Annotated in this window: 14 protein-coding genes; 6 read left to right on the plus strand and 8 right to left on the minus strand. The window is 67.3% G+C overall.

The window, feature by feature from the left end; translation table 11 throughout:
• Positions 1-39 precede the first annotated feature (39 nt).
• The 4 genes from V9K93_RS08825 to glyQ all read right to left on the minus strand — a co-directional run bounded on the left by V9K93_RS08825 (position 40) and on the right by glyQ (position 9005).
• The gene (locus V9K93_RS08825; protein WP_337302396.1) at positions 40-3897 is read right to left on the minus strand and encodes a translocation/assembly module TamB domain-containing protein; all 3858 of its coding nucleotides are present in this window, start codon (positions 3895-3897) and stop codon (positions 40-42) included.
• On the minus strand, positions 3894-5690 hold the full coding sequence (locus V9K93_RS08830; protein ID WP_136639445.1) for an autotransporter assembly complex protein TamA: 1797 nt from the start codon (positions 5688-5690) through the stop codon (positions 3894-3896). Before V9K93_RS08830 ends, V9K93_RS08825 begins: the two co-directional genes overlap by 4 nt.
• 256 nt (positions 5691-5946) lie before the next feature.
• Positions 5947-8022, minus strand: coding sequence for a glycine--tRNA ligase subunit beta (gene glyS, locus V9K93_RS08835; RefSeq protein WP_337302397.1), 2076 nt, complete (start codon positions 8020-8022; stop codon positions 5947-5949).
• A 71-nt stretch (positions 8023-8093) separates the two neighbouring features.
• Entirely contained in the window at positions 8094-9005 is a 912-nt protein-coding gene (gene glyQ / locus V9K93_RS08840) for a glycine--tRNA ligase subunit alpha (protein ID WP_006403404.1), read from the minus strand.
• A gap of 83 nt (positions 9006-9088) precedes the next feature.
• On the opposite strand from glyQ, the gene V9K93_RS08845 reads away from it, so the two are divergent.
• The 3 genes from V9K93_RS08845 to V9K93_RS08855 are packed head-to-tail and all read left to right on the plus strand — an operon-like array spanning position 9089 to position 12605.
• The gene (locus V9K93_RS08845) at positions 9089-10924 is read left to right on the plus strand and encodes a GspE/PulE family protein (protein ID WP_136639438.1); all 1836 of its coding nucleotides are present in this window, start codon (positions 9089-9091) and stop codon (positions 10922-10924) included.
• Complete coding sequence (locus tag V9K93_RS08850) at positions 10896-11642, plus strand: glutamine amidotransferase (protein WP_337302398.1); 747 nt, start codon at positions 10896-10898, stop codon at positions 11640-11642. The genes V9K93_RS08845 and V9K93_RS08850 overlap by 29 nt, the downstream gene beginning before the upstream one ends.
• A 51-nt stretch (positions 11643-11693) precedes the next feature.
• Positions 11694-12605, plus strand: a complete 912-nt coding sequence (locus V9K93_RS08855) for a BPSS1780 family membrane protein (protein WP_046982583.1) — start codon at positions 11694-11696, stop codon at positions 12603-12605.
• 90 nt (positions 12606-12695) lie between these two features.
• Here V9K93_RS08855 and tatC read toward each other — a convergent pair whose 3' ends face one another.
• From tatC to V9K93_RS08875, 4 genes are all read right to left on the minus strand, one after another.
• A complete protein-coding gene (gene tatC, locus V9K93_RS08860) occupies positions 12696-13445 on the minus strand; it encodes a twin-arginine translocase subunit TatC (protein WP_006403544.1) in 750 nt (249 codons plus the stop codon).
• The gene (gene tatB, locus V9K93_RS08865; protein WP_046982582.1) at positions 13442-13939 is read right to left on the minus strand and encodes a Sec-independent protein translocase protein TatB; all 498 of its coding nucleotides are present in this window, start codon (positions 13937-13939) and stop codon (positions 13442-13444) included. The genes tatC and tatB overlap by 4 nt, the downstream gene beginning before the upstream one ends.
• A gap of 15 nt (positions 13940-13954) precedes the next feature.
• The gene (gene tatA / locus V9K93_RS08870) at positions 13955-14182 is read right to left on the minus strand and encodes a Sec-independent protein translocase subunit TatA (protein WP_012512521.1); all 228 of its coding nucleotides are present in this window, start codon (positions 14180-14182) and stop codon (positions 13955-13957) included.
• A 75-nt stretch (positions 14183-14257) separates the two neighbouring features.
• Positions 14258-15151 carry a lipid-binding SYLF domain-containing protein gene (locus V9K93_RS08875; RefSeq protein WP_046982581.1) on the minus strand — a complete coding sequence of 298 codons (894 nt, stop codon included), beginning with the start codon at positions 15149-15151 and terminating at the stop codon, positions 14258-14260.
• 165 nt (positions 15152-15316) lie between these two features.
• Here V9K93_RS08875 and hemH point away from each other — a divergent pair, with 165 nt between their 5' ends.
• From hemH to V9K93_RS08890, 3 genes are all read left to right on the plus strand, one after another.
• Positions 15317-16279 (plus strand): ferrochelatase, encoded by a 963-nt coding sequence (gene hemH / locus V9K93_RS08880; RefSeq protein WP_253078546.1) that lies wholly within the window; start codon positions 15317-15319, stop codon positions 16277-16279.
• Positions 16276-17130, plus strand: a complete 855-nt coding sequence (locus V9K93_RS08885; RefSeq protein WP_046982580.1) for an alpha/beta fold hydrolase — start codon at positions 16276-16278, stop codon at positions 17128-17130. Before hemH ends, V9K93_RS08885 begins: the two co-directional genes overlap by 4 nt.
• Before the next feature lie 290 nt (positions 17131-17420).
• Positions 17421-19526, plus strand: a complete 2106-nt coding sequence (locus V9K93_RS08890; RefSeq protein WP_337302399.1) for a methyl-accepting chemotaxis protein — start codon at positions 17421-17423, stop codon at positions 19524-19526.
• Positions 19527-20026: the final 500 nt, after the last annotated feature.

Genomic DNA, 20026 nt, shown 5'->3' on the forward strand with positions numbered 1-20026 from the left:
CGGTGCAGTTGCCGGCCAGCGACCGGCACTACTGCATCGTTACTTCTCCCGCCGCCAGTTGATCGATCCACGGTTTTCCACCGTGCTCGATTCCACTTCCACGTCGAAGCCACGACGCAGCAGGTACTTCAGCGTGATCACCGAGCCGGCACCCACCAGCGACACGCCGTAGCCCACGTACAACTTGGGCGAAATGTACTTGCCCACACCGATCACCGAGCCACCCAGCGCGCGCGACTGGCTCACGCCGGCATCGTCCAGGCCCAGTTTGGCACCGAGCTGCGACGCCAACAGGCCACTGCCTGCCGACAGCGCCGCCGAGGCGGCGTTGACCTGCTGCGTCTGGTCACTGCTGGCGCCGGTCAGGCTGCGCCCCAGCACCAGGTAACCCAGTGCCTCGGACTGCGACATCGCCGGCTCGGACCACACATCCGCACGCGGCTGCTGCGCCCGCCCGGTCACGTCGATGCCCGCGGTGACATCACCGATCCGGCGCTCGGCGCGGATGTTGATGCGCGGGTCGGACACCGCGTTGTAGTTCCAGGTGAGGTTGCCGCGGGTGATGGTCAGATCCTGGCCATAGGCCTTGTAGCGACCGCTCACTTCCAGCCCGCCATTGGCGGTCATCTCGCGGCCGGGCTTGGCCCAGACCTGCATCTTGCCAGTCAGCGCGCCCTTCAGGCCGAAGCCCGTCATCTTCACCTTGTCGCCGAGGCTGACGGTCAGGTCCATGTCCAGCGGCGAGGTGCGCGACTCTTCCGGATCGGCCGGATCCAGCACCACCACGTCTTCAGACACCGAGGTGCCGCGGTCCAGGCGCTCCAGATCGATGTCGGCCTCGGGTACATGCACCGTTCCGCGCAGTTCCATCGCGGCCTTGGCCAGGGTGAAGTCGAGATTGGGATTGGCGACGATGCGCAGCTCGCTGGTGTTGGACAGCAGCACGTTGTCGCCGTGGATCTTCAGCTGCAGCGGCTGCGCATCGCCGAACCAGGACAGGCCGCCGTCGACATACAGCGTGCCCTTGCCCGAATTAGCCTGTGCGGTGATCTTGGCCGACCCATCGGGCTGGGCGACGAAGCTGCCCTTGCCCTGGTCGAAGGTCAGGCCCAGCGCCGGGAATTCGCCCTTGAAATTGCTCAGCTGTGCGTCGCCGCCCAACGACGGCTGGCCACGGGTGCCGCGCAGGCTGACGTGGCCTTCGATCAGGCCGGTCGGGCGCACGATGTCCGGCGAGAACAGCTCCAGCCAGTACAGCCGCGACATGTTGAGGTAGAGCTCGCCATTCAATGGCGCGCTGGCTTCCCAGCCGGTCTGCATCTTCGCATCGACGAAGCCGTTGCCCTGGAAGCCCATGCCCAGGTAGCCCTTGATGCTGGCCGGGGTCATGTCCAGCTTGAGCGAGAACTGGTCGTAGCGCACCAGTTCGCCACGCGTGGTGTCCCCCGCCGTGTTGCGGTTCTCGCCCAGGCGCACGCCGCCTTCCTTCGAGCGCACTTCCACATGGCCTTCCCAGGCGTTGCCGCGCGGTCGGATCTGCGCGTCCAGGCTGACATCGCCGCGCAGGTAGATGCGACGGCCGGACTGCGGCGGCAGCCACGGCTGCACCAGCGCCAGCGGCAGCGCATCACTGCGCACCACCAGGCCCTCGCGCGGCCAGTTGGCCTGTGCGCACAGTGCGCCGCTGCTGGCAGCAGCCAGGCAGGCTTCGCCCAGCGTGTAGGTGCTGCCGTTGATCGCAAACGCCGCCGGTGCACGCAACGACCAGGCATCGCCCTTCACCGGTGCGATGCGCAGCGATGCCAGCTCGCCACGCCACTGCGCGCCCTGCTGGCGGACGCTGCCCTGCAGTTCGACCGCGCCCAGCTCGTTGCGGGTCTGCGCGGCCAGGCGCAGGTTGGAGACACTGCCCTGCGCGTCGATGTTCAGCCGCTCCAGCAGCATGCCGGCATTGACCTGCTGGCCCTGGATCGCCAGCGTGCCGCTGTCGCCGCGCCACGGCAGGCGGCCCTTGATGCTCACGCTCTCGGCGCCGTAGCCATCCCAGTTGAGGTTGTTGCCGACCAGGTCGGCGGTGATGTCCGGCGCATCGCGCGGGCCCTTCACCTGTACCTGGCCACGCAGGCCACCATCGGCGCCCGGCAGCAGGTCACTCAGCTGCAGCGGTTCGAAGCGCGCGTCGATGTCGAGGCGATCGCCAACCTTGCCCGAAGCGGTCACCCGGCTGCTGCCCAGCGACAGTTTCAGGTCGCCCTGGCCCTGCTCACCCTGCAGCGCGAACTTGCCCTGCGCATCGAGATTGCGCTGGCGCAGGATGCCTTTCAGCGACGGCAGATCCACCGTGGCTTCCAGCGTGCCGGCGGTGCCCGGCGGCGCATTGGCCGGCGCCGGCAGCTGGCGGCCCTTGGAAGCCAGATTGCCCGACAGGCGCCCGTCCCAGCCTGGCGCGAAGTAGCCGGGATCGAAATCCTTCAACGTGGCCTTCGCGTCCCAGTCCAGCTGCGGTGCCCAGGCCACCTTGCCTTCCACCTGCAGCTGCCCGCCCGGGGTCTGCGCCTGCAGTTCGCGGATCTCAGCGGCCTGGTCATTGCCACGCACGTCGAAGCGCAGCTGCGCTTTCTGCTTTTCGCGCTCGACATCGGCACGGCCGATCGCCGCCCAGGCCTTCAGGGTACCGGCCAGGCCGAAGCGTGCTTCCTTCAGGGTCACCGGTACCGGCGCACTGCCGGCCGTGTTCGGATCCGCTGCCGGCACGTAGGTCAGGTCATGCGCGACCACCGAGAAGTTGAGCTTCTGCTGGTCTTCCTGGCTGAAATCGGCGGTGCCTTCCAGGCGCGCTTCGCCGCCGAAGCCCTTCACCAGCAGCGGCGAGACCTTCAGCACCTGGTCCTGCAGCGATACCACCGACGGCGCCAGCTCCAGTTCCTGGTCGCCCTGCTTCACCTTGCCGCGCAGGTTGGCATTGCCACCCTTGCCGGCGGCGGTGAAATCCAGCGCCAGCGGGGCGATTGCCGAGCTCGCCAGTGCCGGTGACAACAGCGCCAGATCCAGCTCGTCGCTGCGCACGCTGGCGCTCCAGCTCGGATCGGTGCGGCCATCGAACACCAGCATCGCGTGCAGCGGCTTCGGCGCACGCCCGGCCACCGCCACCTCCATGTGCGACAGGTCACCGCGCGCGACCAGGCCCAGGGTAGCGGCGGTGCGGCCACGTGGCGCCGGCAGCACCGCAGTGACGGTCACATCGGTGTCGTAGTCCTTGGCCGGGATGTAGCGGCCCTGGGCAGTGAAATTGCCCATGTCGCTGTCCACTACCAGCTTGTGTGCCTGGAACTCGCCATTGGCGATCTCGATGCCGCCGCGCACGCGGCTGATGTCGATCACCGGCTCGTTGGCCTGGCTGATGCGGAAACCGTCGATGGCGATGGCATCGGCCTGGATCGCCAGCGGCATTTCGATCTGCGGCAGCGAATCGGGCCACGACGGCAGCTTGAACGGCTCGTCGCTCTTGGCCAGGTTCAACGTCGCGTTGGTCAGTTCCAGCTTGTCCAGCAGCAGCTTGCGGCCCAGCAGCGGGCGCAGGTCCGGCTCCAGGTGTGCACGCTCGGCATGGAAATGGATGTCGTCGTAGCGGAAGTCGACGTTGTACAGGGTCAGCGGGCCGGCCACCGGACCGTCCACCTTGTCCCAGGTGAAGCTGGCGCCCACCGGCAGCCGTGCCACCACCTGTGCCAGCAGCACATCGCGTCCGGCCACGGTCTGCAGCAGCCAGTACACCGCCAGCAGGGCCAGCAGCACCAGGCCGACCACGCCGGCGCCGGACCACGCCCAGAAGCGGCGGCGGCGATAGAAGCGCACGCGCCGCGGCGGCGTGTTCGGGGTCGGTGCGGGCGTGCTCACAGGTCCGCTCCGATGTTCAGGTACAGCTGGAACTGCGAATCCGGGTTGTTCAGGCCATGCGCGATATCCACGCGCACCGGCCCCACCGGCGACTTCCAGCGCACGCCGAAGCCAACGCCGGTATGCAGGTCAATGGTGTTGTCGAACGCGCTGCCGGTGTCAACGAACACCGCCGCGCCCCACGGACCGCCATTGAAGTAGTGCTCGTACTCGGCCGAACCGATCACCAGGTTCTTGGCACCCAGCGCGTACTTGTCCGGCGCCGGGGTCCGCGGGCCGACCTCGCGATAGGCGTAGCCGCGGATGCTGCGGTCGCCACCGGCGAAGTAGCGCAGGCTGGGCGGCATCGCCACCAGATCGCTGGTCCAGGTGGTGCCGCCTTCGCCGCGCAGGATCAGGCGGTTGCTTTCACCCACCGGGATGTACCAGCGCAGCACGGCGTTGGCCTGCACGAAGCTGGTGTCCGAACCCACGCCTTCAATGCCGGTACGCATCGTCGCGGTGCCGCTGATGCCCTTGCGCGGGAACATCTCGTCGTCGACGTTGACGTAGTCGGCCACCAGCTGCGGGTAGACCAGCGTCGAGGTGTTGTAGACCGCGTCGGTGAACTCGGTACCCGAGGCATAGCGCCAGCGCTCACGCAGCGCGTTGATCGAGGCGATCGCGGTCCAGTGCTCGTTGATCTCGCCGCTGCGGCTGGCGATCAGCTTGAAGTTGCGCAGGTCGATGTAATCGGTCTGCTCGTCGTAGGCACTGGCGGCGAAGGTGTACCAGCCATCAAGCCACTTGAAGGCGGGAATACGGTAGCTGGTGACCAGGCTCTTGCGCCTCTGTGCATAGTCCAGCTGCGTGTTCATCTTGTGGCCGCGGTTGTTCAGCCACCGCCGCTCAATGCCACCGCGCACACCCGGGCCACTCTCGCTGCCGTAGCTCAGGCCGGCGGTGTAAATGGTGCGCTTGGCGCGGGTGAGCTTCACGTCCACCGGCACTTCGCCGTTCTCATCGGCCTGGTCCGGCCGCGGCTGGATGTCGATCACGCTGAAGTAATCCAGCTTGGTCAGCGACTCGCGCAGCCGGTCCAGCTTGCCCTCGTGGAAGTAGCTGCCCTGGTCCCAGTACACCAGCGGGTCGAACAGCTTGTCGACGAAGTAGTCCTGCTCGAAACGCACCGGGCCCATGTTGTAGCGGCGGCCGCTGTCCCAGGTCAGGTCGATGTCGGCAGCGTTGTCGGCGCGGGTGATCTGCACCTGGCGCTGGGTGTAGTCGGCGTCGAAGTAACCGCGCTCGGCCAGGCGGCGGGTGACGGTGATCTTGCTGGCCTCGTACTGGGTATGCACGAAGCGCTGGCCCTTGCGCGGCTTGAACTTGGCCAGGTCGTCCTGCAGGTACTGGTCGTACATCGCCGGGCCGGTGATGTCGATGTGCTCGCGGCGCACGGTCACCGGGGTGCCCTTGTCGACGTGGATCAGCACGCGCACGTGCTCGTCCTCGCGCGGCGCCTCGACCTTGATCACCGGGTTGTAGTACCCGAACGGCTCCAGCGCCTGGCGGGTCTGCCGCTCGGCCTGGGACAGCAGGTACTCCAGGCGCGATTCGCCCTGTTCCTTGCCGATCGTGTCGTACAGCGACAGCGATTCCTGGATGTTCTCGATGATTGCGGCGTCGTCGCCCTTGTCCAATCCCTTGATGTCCACCTTGTCGATGGTGCCGCGCGCATGGGCCACGGAGGTGGCGGCCAGCGTCAGGACCATCAGCGGCAGGGCGTATTTCTTTGGCTGCATGCGGCACAGCATACCGACCGGAGGTGACGATGCGAAATGCATCACGTCATTGGGGATCGGTTGTTAAGTGGCGGTCAAAATACGCGCCTTTGTGGCGATCATCGCAATTGAAGGCGAGGATGCCGGCATCGTGCGCGATGCCGGCAATGACCCCGATGGACATCCGCCGGCGATGTTCCAGTAGTGCCGGCCGCTGGCCGGCAACCCACACATCGATTCGAAACGCGGTGGCAACGCCGGCCAGCGGCCGGCACTACCGATACGGGCGTCAGCTCGACAGATGCTCGATCGCCGCGACCTTGCCCAGGCGCTCGCCCAGCATCGTCAGCAGCGCCAGGCGGTTGCCACGCAGGGCCGGATCTTCCGCATTGACCATCACGCCATCGAAGAAGGCATCGACCTGCGGGCGCAGGCGCGCCAGGCGCGCCAGCACGGCCACGTAGTCCTTCTGCTGCAGGCTGGTGCTGGTGTCGTCGATGGCCGCGGTGACCGCTTCGGCCAGCGCGCGCTCGGCGTCTTCCTGCAGCAGCGCCGGGTCGATCTGGCCCGGGATGGCGCCTTCTGCCTTGCGCAGGATGTTGCGGATGCGCTTGTTGGCCGCAGCCAGCGCCTCGGCTTCCGGCAGCGCGGCGAAGGTGCCGATCGCATCCAGTCGGCGGTCGAAGTCGTACAGCGAGGCCGGCTTCAGCTCGGCTACGGCGTTGAAGTGCGTGGCCGGCACGCCCTTGTCAGCGTAGTAGCCCTTCAGGCGGTCGAGGATGAAGTCGTACAGTTCGCCAACGTCGGCCTGCACGTTGCGCGCAGCCAGGCCGGCGTTGGCACTGGCCAGCAGCGCGCGCAGGTCCAGCTCGAAACCGCTTTCGATGATGGTACGGGCCAGGCCCAGCGCGTTGCGGCGCAGGGCGAACGGGTCCTTGTTGCCGGTCGGCTTCAGACCCGCGGCGAAACCACCGGCCAGCGTGTCCACGCGTTCAGCAATGGCCAGCACCTTGCCCAGCGGCGACAGTGCGATGTCATCGCCACCGAAGCGCGGCTGGTAGGCCTCGTCGATGGCCAGCGCCACATCCTCCGCTTCGCCACCGGCCACGGCGTAGTGGCGGCCGGCGATGCCCTGCAGTTCCGGGAACTCGTTGACCATGCGCGACTGCAGGTCGTTCTTGGCCAGCTCGGCGGCACGCCGGGCCTGTGCGGCGTCGGCGCCGACCTGCGGTGCGATCACCTCGGCCAGGGCCGCCACGCGCGCCACCTTGTCGGCCACGCTGCCCAGCTTGGCCTGGTAGGTCACTGTCTTCAGGCCGTCACCCATCGACACCAGGCCCTGCTTCAGGTCCTCGTCGAAGAAGAACTTGGCATCGGCGAAGCGCGGGCGGATCACGCGCTCGTAGCCCTTGGCCACTTCAGCCACGTCCTTCGATTCGATGTTGGCGATGCCGATGAACTTCTCGGTCAGCGTGCCACTGTCATCCAGCACCGGGAAGAACTTCTGGTTGATCTCCATCGTTTCGATCAGCGCTTCCTGCGGTACCGCCAGGAACGCGCGCTCGAAGCTGCACAGCACCGCCGACGGCCACTCGACCAGGTTCACCACCTGCTCCAGGTTGTCTTCGGTGATGCGCGCACTGCCACCGGCCTTGGCCGCGGCGGCCTCGACCTCGGCGACGATGCGCGCGCGGCGCTCACTCGGGTCGACCAGCACGAAGGCGGCGCGCAGGGCTTCAACATAGTCCTGCGGCTGTGCCAGCGACACCGCCTGGTCGTGGTGGAAGCGATGGCCACGGCTGACGCGGCCGGCCTGCAGGCCGAACAGCTCGGCTTCAACCACGTTGGCACCGTGCAGCAGCACCAGCCAGTGGGCCGGGCGCGCGAAGCCCCAGGCGTGATCGCCCCAGCGCATCGGCTTGGGAATCGGCATCGCCGCAATTGCCTCGCGCAGGATCTCCGGCAGCAGGCTGGCGGTGCTCGCGCCCGGCGTCACCGCGCGGTGCACGAAACGCTCACCCTTGTTGTCGGTGGTCTTCTCCAGCGCAGTCCAGTCGATCCCGGCCTTGGCGGCGAAGCCCTGCAGGGCCTTGGTCGGCTGGCCTTCGGCGTCCAGCGCGATGTTCAGGTACGGGCCCAGCACTTCGCTGTGCTGTTCCGGCTGCTCCAGGCCGACGCCCGGCAGCAGCACGGCCAGGCGGCGCGGGGTCGACAGCGGGCGTGCATCGCCCAGTTCCAGCGCGACGCCGCGCTTGCGCAGGCCGTCGACAACGCCATCGAAGAAGGCCTGGGCCAGGCCCGGCAGCGCCTTGACCGGTAGCTCTTCGGTGCCCAGTTCGATCAGCAGGGGGGACAATTGGCTCATCGTTTCAATCCTGTGGTGGGGGCGCAGCGCGCGACGCGTCCGGCGCCCCGGAGTAAGGGGGAGAGCGGCCGTCAGGCCTTCTTCGCGCCCGGGAAGCCCAGCTTCTCGCGCTGCTCGTAGTACGCCTTGGCCACCGCCTGGGCCAGCGCGCGCACGCGCAGGATGTAGCGCTGGCGCTCGGTCACGCTGATCGCGCGGCGTGCATCGAGCAGGTTGAAGGTATGGCTGGCCTTCATCACCTGTTCGTAGGCCGGCAGCGGCAGGTTCACTTCCACCAGCTTCTGCGCTTCACGCTCGCAGGCATCGAAGCGGTGGAACATTTCTTCCACGTCGGCGTATTCGAAGTTGTAGGTACTCTGCTCTACCTCGTTCTGGTGGTACACATCGCCGTAGGTCACCGGCTGGCCGTCCGGACCGTAGGTCCACACCAGGTCGTAGACGTTGTCGCAGTTCTGCAGGTACATGCACAGGCGTTCGAGACCATAGGTGATCTCGCCCAGCACCGGGCGGCACTCCAGGCCACCGGCCTGCTGGAAGTAGGTGAACTGGGTCACTTCCATGCCGTTGAGCCAGACTTCCCAGCCCAGACCCCAGGCGCCCAGCGTCGGCGATTCCCAGTTGTCCTCGACGAAGCGCAGGTCGTGCACCAGCGGATCGATGCCCAGCGCCTTCAGCGAATCCAGGTACAGCTGCTGGATGTTGTCCGGCGCCGGCTTCATCGCCACCTGGTACTGGTAATAGCGCTGCAGGCGGTTCGGGTTCTCGCCGTAGCGGCCGTCGGTCGGGCGGCGCGAGGGCTGCACGTAGGCCGCGTTCCAGCTTTCCGGACCGATCGCACGCAGGAAGGTGGCCGGGTGGAAGGTACCGGCGCCCACCTCCAGGTCGAGCGGCTGGATGAGCACGCAGCCCTGCTGGGCCCAGAACTGGTTCAGGGTCTGGATCAGGCCCTGGAAAGTGATCGGAACGGTCGGGGTCGCGGACATGCGGACGAGTCTTGGCCGGCAAGGGGGTGCGCTAGTATAACGGCCGACCTGCGGGGCATTCCGTACCCGGGAGGAGCAGGCAGATGGAACATCGGCTGCCGGTGGGCACGCCCGGCGAGGCTGGCGGCGTACCGCTGCCGTGGGGTCGCCTGCAGTTCGAACAGGTGGGCGCGGCCCTGATCGCCGATGGCCTGGTGGCCGAGCAGGACCGGGAACGCATGCGGTTTTCCGCACAGGGCGCGCGCAATGCCAGCGAAGTGCACCCGCTGGTGCTGCTGTCCAACCTCAAGCTGGCGGCCAGTGGCGGCGGCGAGCTGACCCTGGAGCGCCTCACCGAGTGGCTGGCGCGGCGCACCAGCAGCCGCTACCTGCGTATCGATCCGACCCGGGTCGACGTTGCCGCCGTCACCGCACTGGTCTCCCACGCCTACGCCCGCCGCCACCGCTTCCTGCCGCTGGCGGTGGATGCCGAGCGCGTACTGGTGGCCACCAGCGAGCCGCTGGTGCAGGAATGGCGCCGTGACCTGCAGCACCTGACCCGGCGCCGGATCGAGCTGGCGGTAGTCAATCCGCTGGACCTGCACCGCTACACCATGGAGTTCTACGGGGTGACCCGCTCGGTGCGCGGGGCCCGTGGCGACGTGCGCGGCGAGGCCAACACCACCCTGCCCAGCTTCGAGCAGCTGGTCGAGTTGGGCCGCACCGGCGACGTCAACGCCGACGACCAGCACATCGTGCATATCGTCGACTGGCTGCTGCAGTACGCCTACGAGCAGCGCGCGTCGGACATCCACCTGGAGCCGCGCCGCGAGATGGGGCGCATGCGCTTCCGCATCGACGGCGTGCTGCACAAGGTGTTCGAGGTGCCGCCGGCGGTGATGACCGCCGTGGTCAGCCGCATCAAGGTGCTTGGCCGCATGGATCTGGCCGAACGCCGGCGCCCGCAGGATGGTCGCATCAAGACCCGTTCGCCCGGCGGCCGCGAGGTCGAGATGCGCCTGTCGACCATGCCCACCGCCTTCGGCGAGAAGTGCGTGATGCGCATCTTCGACCCCGATGCCGCCTTCAAGAGCATCGACCAGCTCGGTTTCAGCCCGCAGGAGGCCGCTGGCTGGAATGCGCTGGTGGAGCGTCCGCACGGCATCGTGCTGGTCACCGGCCCGACCGGCTCGGGCAAGACCACCACCCTGTATTCGACGCTGAAGCGCCTGGCCACGCCGGACGTGAACGTGTGCACGGTGGAGGACCCGATCGAGATGATCGCGCCCGAGTTCAACCAGATGCAGGTGCAGACCAACATCGACCTGGACTTCGCCAGCGGCGTGCGCACCCTGCTGCGGCAGGACCCGGACATCATCATGATCGGTGAGATCCGCGACCTGGAAACCGCGCAGATGGCGGTGCAGGCTTCGTTGACCGGCCACCTGGTGCTGTCCACCCTGCACACCAACGACGCGCCCTCGGCGGTCACCCGCCTGCTCGACCTGGGCGTGCCGCACTACCTGCTGGCCAGCACCCTCAACGGCATCCTTGCCCAGCGCCTGGTACGCACGCTGTGCCCGCACTGCAAGCAGCCACACAGTCTCGGCGCGGCCGATTGGGCGGTTCTGGCTGATAGCCATGCTGCATATCCAGATGCCGCCACGCCCTGTCGGCCGGTCGGTTGCCTGGAGTGCCGGCGCACCGGATTCCTGGGCCGCATCGGCCTGTATGAGTTGCTGCCATTGGGCTCGCGGCTGCGCGGGCAGATCCGCGCCGACATGGATCTGGCCGGTTTCACCCGCGCCGCGCGGGCTGAAGGGCTGCGAACCCTGCGCCAGGCCGGGCTTGAAAAGGTGGCGCAGGGGCTGACTACAATCGAGGAAGTCCTGTCAGTCCTGCCGCCCCCGGATGAACCCAGCCCCATTCCTGATCCTTGAAACCGGCCGCCCGGTTCCGTCGCTGCGCCGCTACGGGCGCTTCCCGCACTGGATCCGCGTTGCCGCCGGGCTGGAAGATCACGAGACGGTGGTGGTCGATGTCGAACACGGTGGCGCCCTGCCCGACCCGCATGCCTTCGCCGGCGTGCTGGTGACCGGCTCGGCTGCCTTCGTCACCGACCATGCCGAATGGAGCGAACGCAGTGCGGCGTGGCTGCGCCAGACCGCCCACGACGACCTGCCGGTGTTCGGCATCTGCTACGGCCACCAGCTGCTGGCGCACGCGCTGGGTGGCGAGGTGGGCTACAACCCGGCCGGCCGTGAGTCCGGCACGATCGAGCTGGAACTGCAGCCGCAGGCCGCGCAGGACCCGTTGTTCCAGGGCCTGCCGCAGCATTTCGCCGCCCATGCCACTCACCTGCAGACGGTGCTGCGCGCGCCGGACGGTGCCGAGGTGCTGGCGCGCTCTCCGCTGGACGGCTGCCACGCCTTCCGCTGGGGGCGCCAGGCCTGGGGCGTGCAGTTCCATCCCGAGTTCGCCACCCACCACATGCGCGGCTACGTACGTGCCCGCGCCGACTGCATCGGCCGCCACGGCGGCTGCGCCCGCAGCATCGAGCGTGCTGTCAGTGCCGCGCCGCTGGCCCGCCAGCTGTTGCGCCGCTTCGTCCGCCAGGCGCGGCTGTCTTCAGCCCAGCCGGCGACAAAACAGGGATAATCGGCGGCACGGGTGACTGCCCGGCCCCCTTTCTGTCCCTCCCGGATGTCCATGAAAGAGATTCGCAAGCTGCCGGCCTCGGCGGGTGCTCAATGGTTGCTGGATACGTTCTCCCTGTACCGGCGTGCGCCGCTGCAGCTGGCCCGGATCGGCCTGACCTGGCTGCTGGTGAGCTGGGTGGTGACCCTGCTGTCGACGCTGATTCCCGGTGCCGCCGGCATGGCCGTGCAGCTGATGACCCTGGCCATTTCGCCGATCATGTTCGGCGGCATGCTGTATGCCGTGGGCGAGATCGACGAAGGCCGCCCGGGCCTGGCTTCGCACCTGCTGCAGCCGATCCGCGACCACCGCGTCAGCCACCTGCTGGTGCCGCTGGCGATCCAGGTGCTGGCGGTGCTGCTGCTGGGCGCGCTGCTGTTCATGATGATCGGCCGCGAGGGCTTCACCGCCTTCAGCGAGGTCATGACCAAGATGGAAGAGATCAGCCGTAGCGGCCAGCAGATCAAGCCGGATGACGCAGCCGCACTGGTCGCCAACCTGCCGGCCAAGCGCATCGCGCTGTGGATGCTGCTGGTGTTCCTGAGCGCGGTGGCGCTGTCGCTGGCGATGTTCACCCAGCCGGCGCTGGTGGTGTTCGACAAGCAGAGCGGCATGCATGCGCTGCGCCTGAGTCTGCAGGGCTGCATCGAGAACATCGGCGCGATGATCGTGTTCGCCGTACTCGGGCTGATCGCCGCGTTCTGCATGTACATCCTGTTCGTGATCGTGATCCAGATCGCGATGCTGATCGGTGGCCCGCTGGCGGCGGCCTTCATCGCCCAGCTGGTACTGACCACGGTACTGATGCCGCTGTATGTCGGCGCGGTCTATGCCGCGTGGAAGCAGATGTTCGTGCACCGCGGCAGCCGCGCGGCCCCGCCGATTCCGAGCACGCCGACCTCGAGCGACGTGTTCCACGCCTGACCGGCGCTCAACGGTAGCGCCGGGCCATGCCCGGCGGCCGACATCGCATCGAGAACCAAGACACGCCGGGCATGGCCCGGCGCTACCGCATCATGCGGCGGGTTTCTTCACCACCGACGACGGCACCAGCCAGCGTGCGGCGTGGATGCCCAGCTCGTACAGCAGGCACATCGGGATCGCCAGCATCAGCTGCGAGACTACATCCGGCGGGGTCAGCACCGCCGCCACCACGAAGATGCCGACGATCGCGTAACCGCGGCCTTCCTTGAACTGCTGCGGCGTCACCCAGCCCAGCAGCACCAGGATCACCATCGCCACTGGCAGTTCGAAACTGCCGCCGAAAGCGAAGAAGATCGCCAGCACGAAGTCCAGGTAGGCGTTCGCATCCGGGGTGATCGCGATCACGTCCGGGCTGAAGGTGGTGAGGAAGTGGAACACCGCCGGCAGCACCAGGAAGTAGGCGAAGGCGCAGCCGGCGTAGAACAGCAGCACCGACGACACCAGCAACGGCACCGCCAGGCGCTTCTCGCGCGCATACAGGCCCGGGGCCACGAACGCCCACAGCTGGTACAGCAGCCACGGCACCGCCACGAACAGGGCGACGAAGAAGGTCAGCTTCAGCGGGGCGAAGAAGGCGCCGGCCGGGTTGGTGGCGATCATCGTCTGCCCGTTCGGCAGCTGCGAGACCAGCGGTTCGGCCAAGGCGTTGTACAGCTTCTGGGTGAACGGCAGCAGGCCCAGCAGCACTACCCCCAGACCCAGCAGCGCGCGTACCAGGCGTCCGCGCAGTTCCACCAGATGTTCAACCAGCGAGCTTTCGCCGAAGTCCTGTTCACTCATGGATGACGCTCCGTGCTCTGCGTCGGCGGCGTCGGGCCGGCTTCAGGGGACGTGGCAGGAACGGCCCCTGAAGAAACAGCGCCTTCCGTAGCAGCCTTTGTCGAAACCAGGCCGTTGTCCTGTGCCGGCGCATCGGTCTCGGCCGGCTGGCCCAGGTGTGGCGGCAGATCCGCCTGTGCGGGTGTACGCACGTCCTGCACCAGGTCATCGCCCTGCTGCTGCGCCTGCTGCGCTTCGCGGCGGATTGCTTCACCGCTGGCACGCAACTGGTTCTCGGTGTCCTGCATGCCCTGGCGCACGTCCTGCATCTGCCGCTTGATGTCCTCGGCCTGCAGTTCGCGCTCCAGTTCCTGTTTCACCGAATCCCACTGATTGCGGGCACGACGTACCCACAGGCCGGCAAAGCGGGCCGCCTTGGGCAGGCGCTCGGGACCGAGCACCACCAAGGCAACCACCGCAATCACCAGCAGTTCGCTGAAGCCGATATCAAACACCGCAACCGCTCCGGATCAGCGTGGGGTGCGGTCGTGCTCGTCCTGCGCGGTGCGCGAGGCATCCTGGCTACGCGATTCATCGCCCAGCTGCGCGTTCGGCTTGTCCTCGTCGCGCATGCCCTTCTTGAATTCCTTGACCGCCGAACCGAGATCCTTGGCGCCGCTGGTCAGGCGCTTGGTGCCGAACACCAGCAGGACGATGGCCAGCACGACCAACCAATGCCAGATGCTGAAACTGCCCATAAAGACGCTCGTTACGTTAGTGATCAGGCTGTCGAGCATAGCGCACCGGGTGTTAGCCGGCGCGCGTGACGAAAGTCAGTTTCCGCCCAGCGTTTCCGTGCGGATTTCACCGTCGGTGACCGGCTGGAAGCCCTGCTGCTGCGGCGGCGGGGCCTGCGGCACGTTCTGCAGCGGCGCGGTGGTGGCTTCGGCCGGCGCGGCGGGCGCTGCCTGAACAGGCGCCGGCGCAGCGGCCGGGACTGCTGCCGGCCGCGGGGCGTTGCCGCCGTTGCCGTTGCGGTTGTTGCGAGCGGCGTAGGTGGCCTCTTCCAGGCGGTCGCGGAAGGCGACCACATCCATCGACGGCGAACCCGACGCACGGCCTTCGAAGATCATCCGCGGCGTGGTGTTGCTGCCGTAGGCGTCGAGGTTGGCGGCATCGTCGATCTGCAGCACCGCACCATCAAGGGCAACACCGGCGAACAGGCCACGAGCGCGGGACCACGACCAGATCTCGGCCTTCAGCTGGCCGTCGGTCGCAGCAGCGGCATTGCGGCCAACCGGGCCCGCCGCGACACCGGCATCGGCGCCAAGGGTGAACTTGCCGTTGACCAGATTGTCCAGGCTGCGGTCGTTGCGGAACACCAGCACCACGTCGGAGGACTGCACACCGGCCTGGAAGCCGATGCTGCCACCAGTGAGCTTGATGAACACCGGGTTGGACCAGGCGCCGTTGGGCATGCGCACCGACATCAGGCCATGTCCACGGCGACCACCAATGACCAGACCGGCCTTGATCGTGTCGGGAATGACGATGACGGCGCGGCCTTCGTCCAGCAACTTGTCAGGAATACCCTGTTCAGGGATTCCCTGGATTTCAGCCAGCACACGTACCGCATTGCGGGCGCGCTGGTCTTCCTGCGGTCCGGCCATGGCCTGGCTGGACAGCAGAGTGGCGGCGATCAGCAGGGCTTGGATCGGGCGACGCATGGCAGGCTCCAGAAGTCAGTCCATAGGAAGATATAGCAAGTGACTGAAATTAATAGTGTTGCCATGAATCGCCAATGAGCGTTGCCCACCCACATTGACGTGGGCTATGCCTGCAATCCGAACCCTGCATCCCGGCGCGGCATCGGATCGGCGACAATAGCCACCATGCTCGACGCACCCGATACCGCCGTGTTGGCGGTCAACCTAGGCACGCCCGAGACGCCGACGGCTCCTGCCGTACGCCGTTACCTGGCTGAATTCCTGTCCGACCCCCGCGTGGTCTCGATCCCGGCGCTGCTGTGGCAGCCGCTGCTGCGCGGCCTGATCCTGCCGCTGCGCAGCAGCCGTTCGGCGGCCAAGTATGCCCAGGTCTGGCTGCCCGATGGCTCACCGCTGATGGTGTATACCCGTCAGCTGGCGCAGGCCATGCAGGCGCTGCTGCCGTCGCTGACGGTACGCCATGCGATGCGCTACGGTGAACCGGCACTGGGCAGCGAGCTCGACCGCCTGGCCGCCGAAGGCGCGCGCCGCATCGTGGTGCTGCCGCTGTATCCGCAGTACTCGACGACCACCACCGCCTCGGTCGAAGACCGTGTCGATGCCTGGCAGCGCCGCAACCCGGGCGTGACCGTCAGCCTGGTCCGCGACTATTCAGTCGATCCGGGCTGGGTCGAGGCGGTTGCCGGCTCCATCCGGCGCTACTGGGAGCAGCATGGCCGCGGCCAGAAGCTGATGTTCTCCTTCCATGGCATCCCACAGCGCCTGGCCGATGGCGGTGACCCGTATCCGCAGCGCTGCGAGGCCAGTGCACGTGCCATCGCCAATGCACTGGGCCTTGCCAGCGACGAGTGGCAACTCGGCTACCAGTCGCGCTTCGGCCGCGAACGCTGGCTGCAGCCGTACGCAGAGCCCAGCCTGTGGGCGCTGGCCGAATCCGGCGTGAAGCAGATCGACGTGGTCTGCCCGGGTTTCGCCACCGACTGCCTGGAAACATTGGAAGAAGTGGCGATGGGCTTCACCGAAACGCTGGCCGAACGTGGCGCGAAGATGCGCTACATCCCGTGCCTCAACGCCGAACCAGATCACGCGCGTGCGCTGGCACGGCTGGCCGTGGCGTCACTGGCATGAGCCTGCAGCCGTTTGAACTCGAGGTGGGTGGCAGCCGCGTCGCCGGCCTGCGCAACCACGGCGACGGCCCGCGTGTGCTGGCCCTGCATGGCTGGCTCGACAACGCGGCCAGCTTCATGCCGCTGGCACCCCACCTGTCATCGTTGCAGCTGGTGGCGATCGACCTGCCCGGCCATGGCCACAGCGCGCATCTGCCGGCCGGTGCCAGTTACACCACCGCAGCCGCGATCTGCCACGTGCTCGATGTCGCCGATGCACTGGGTTGGGACCGCTTCACCCTGCTCGGCCATTCGATGGGCGCCGGCATCGCCAGCCTCACCGCGTCGGTCAGCGACCGCATCGAACGGCTGGTGGCGATCGAAGCACTCGGTGGCCTGCGCGGGCCCGAAGAAGAAACCGCCAACCGCCTGCGCGAGCATGTGAATGCCACACGTGGCCTGGCCCGCAAGCAGCTGCGTGTATTTCCCGACCTGGCCGCACCGATCCGCGCGCGGATGATGACCAACCAGCTCAGCGAAGGCTGCGCACGGCTGCTGGTCGAACGCGGCGTCGAACCCGTGGAAGGTGGCTACCGCTGGTGCAGTGATCCACGCCTGATGCTGCCCACCGCGATCCGCCTCAGTGAAGGCCAGATCGACAACCTGCTGCAGGCCATCGCCTGCCCGACACAGGTGATCTATGCCACGCCGGCGCAGTCCTACTATCCGGAGCCGATGCGTAGTGATCGCCTGCGGCACCTGCGTGATGGACGGCTGGCGGTGTTTCCCGGCAACCACCACCTGCACATGGAAGACCCGGCACGGATCGCCGAAGTGATCCTGCGCTTCTGCAACAACGACAACGCCGGCTGAGTCCGGACCGACGCGCACTTCACTCTGCGCGCTTGCGGCCGATACACCAGTTGCGGGCCCCTGCGCCCGCGGCACGCGGGTCCGGTCGGGCCTGCGGCGTGTGTCTGGTTCTGCAAGGAAGTCCGCATGCCCGCTTTACTGCACCGTCACCCACAGGATGGGGTCACGGCGCGCCGTCGCTGCGGCGTTGATTGCGCCGCATTCCCCCAATTCCCGGTCCATGCCATGAGCACGCCGTTGCGCGTGCATCAGGGCGTGGCCGTTGTCGTTTGTTGATCCAGGAGTCGCCGATGTCCGCTGCATTCTCCCGTCCCCCCGATACCGCCCGCCTGCCGCATCTGCAGCAGCTCGCGCGCAGTGCTGATCGTCGCCTGCTGCTTGGCAGTGCGGCCCTGGCCGTGGCCGGCCTGCTGCTGGCCGTGCGCGGCCCGCAGGTGCTGAGCGCCTCGTTGGCCGCCGTCGCGGTATTGCCTGCCATGTGGCTTGCTGGCCCGCAGGCGGGTCAGGTCATCGCCCGCAATGGCCTGGCGCTGCTGTTGTCACTGCAGCTGACGCTGTTGTGTGCGATCACCGGTCTGTCGCCGGCGCTGCCGATCGCACTGCTGCTGGGCGCGTTGCTGGGTCATCGCGATCGCCTGCCGGTGTGGTTGGCCGGTGGTGTCGGCACGCTCACACTGCTGGCGCCGACGCTGGATGGCGCTGCGGTGCTGCCGACCCTGCTGCAGGCCGCCCTGCTGGCCGGCCTGACCCTGTTCCTTGGCCAGGTCGCGCTGCGCCTTCGCCAGCAGACCGAGGCCCTCGGCCACGGTCCACGCCGACTGGCCGCGCTCGCGCGTGATATCGCCACCGGCGCCGATCTCGGTGCACACGCGGACACCAGCGCGTATGCACCGGGTTCGCTGGCACACGCGCTGGCCGATACCGCCCCCCATGTACAGGCGCAGCGCGGCCGCGAAGCAGAGGCCAATGCCGAGAACGCACAGATCCGCCAGGCACTGGATGCATCGCGCACGGCAATGATGATTGCCGACAACGATCACGTGATCCGCTACGTGAACCGCTCGGTAGTAGCCCTGCTGCGCAACCAGCAGGCCACCCTGCGCCAGGCGTTTCCCGATTTTGACGCCGAACGCCTGGTCGGCAGCAGCATCCATCGCTTCCATGCCAACCCGGACCGCATCCGCGCCATCCTCAACGGCCTGCAGGTGACCCACAACGGCAAGGTGCAGATCGGGCCGGTGCACTTCGCACAGGTAGTCACGCCGGTGTTCGACGCGCAGGGCGCGCGGCTGGGCTTCGCCGTGGAGTGGCACGACCGCACTCATGAGCTGGCCCTGGAGAACGCAGTTGCCGGCATCGTCGCTGCAGCTGCCGCGGGTGATCTCGATCAGCGCCTGCAGGTCAGCGAGGGCGCCAGCTTCCTGGATGGACTGACCGGTGGCATCAATCAGCTGCTCGATACCTTGGGCGGCACTGTCGATGAAGTGCGGCAGATGCTTTCGGCCCTGGCCAACGGTGATCTCGACCGCCGCATGCGCGGTGAATACCACGGAGCCTTTGCTGCGATCCAGCGCGACGCCAATGCCACCGCCGGGCAGTTGGCGCGGATGGTAGGCCACATCCAGCAGTGCGCGGCGTCGATCAGCACGGCAGCCAGCGAGATTGCCGCCGGCAACGGCGCGCTGTCCGAACGCAGCGAGCGTCAGGCCGCGCACCTGCAGGAAACCGCGGCATCGATGGAGGAACTGACGGCCACGGTGCGCCAGAACGCCGCCCACGCACGGGAGGCCAGTACGTTGGCGGCCGCCACGCAGAGCGCGGCCGGCGACGGCAACGCCGCCATGCAACGGGTGGTCGATACCATGCAGGCCATCGAGGGTGCGTCGAAGCGGATCGGCGACATCACCGGCGTCATCGACGGTATCGCCTTCCAGACCAATATCCTGGCATTGAACGCCGCTGTGGAAGCAGCACGGGCCGGCGAGCAGGGCCGCGGCTTTGCCGTAGTCGCCAGCGAGGTTCGTGTCCTGGCACAACGTTCGGCTGCTGCAGCCCAGGAGATCAAGAAGCTGATCGACGAAGCCGGTCGCCAGGTTGGCGACGGGGCACAGCAGGTGGCCGACGCCGGCCAGCGCATGCAGGCGATCGTGGGTGGCGTGGAGAACGTCAGTCACCTGATGCGTGAGATATCGGCCGCCTCCCAGGAGCAGTCGATCGGTATCGAACAGATCAACCAGACCGTGGTGCAGATGGATCAGGCAACCCAGCAGAATGCTGCGCTGGTGGAGGAAGCGACCGCCGCGGCGCGCGAGCTGCAGTCGCAGGCCGGGACACTGACCGAAGCGGTATCGGTGTTCCGCCAGCAGTCACCGCAGGGGATTGCCCTGGTCGCCTGATCGCGACCAACAACCCGATCTGATGAGGACGGCGCCCGCAGGGCGCCGTCTTTTTTTTGCGTGTTCTGCGTGACGGATCAGGAAAAGACGGTTGCCGGAGTAGCTGGGTCCGCCTGCGCCGGCTACCACTGGTAGCTGCCAACCTTGGTTGGCATCGGAATTCCGGTGCGGAGAGCATCCGCGCGTGGCGTGGATCTACTGACGCTCAGCCTGCCGTGGGTAGCTGCCAACCTTGGTTGGCGCCGCTCTTCCCGGGAACAATCCATCCGCGCGTGGCCTGGATCTGCAGGTAGTACCGGCCGCTGGTCGGCAACTTTATCCCCGTGCCCTGCGCCGAAGGCGCAATCCCGCATCGGAAGATAATCCCGGAATCATTATCCGGGACACAAAGAAAAACCCCGCTGCGTGAGCAGCGGGGTTTTTGGGTATAAACCCTGGCGATGACCTACTCTCGCATGGCTTAGGCCACACTACCATCGGCGCAGCTACGTTTCACTTCC

It is taken from the genome of Stenotrophomonas sp. CCNWLW162 (genome assembly GCF_037203745.1).
Classification (GTDB): domain Bacteria; phylum Pseudomonadota; class Gammaproteobacteria; order Xanthomonadales; family Xanthomonadaceae; genus Stenotrophomonas; species Stenotrophomonas maltophilia_AQ.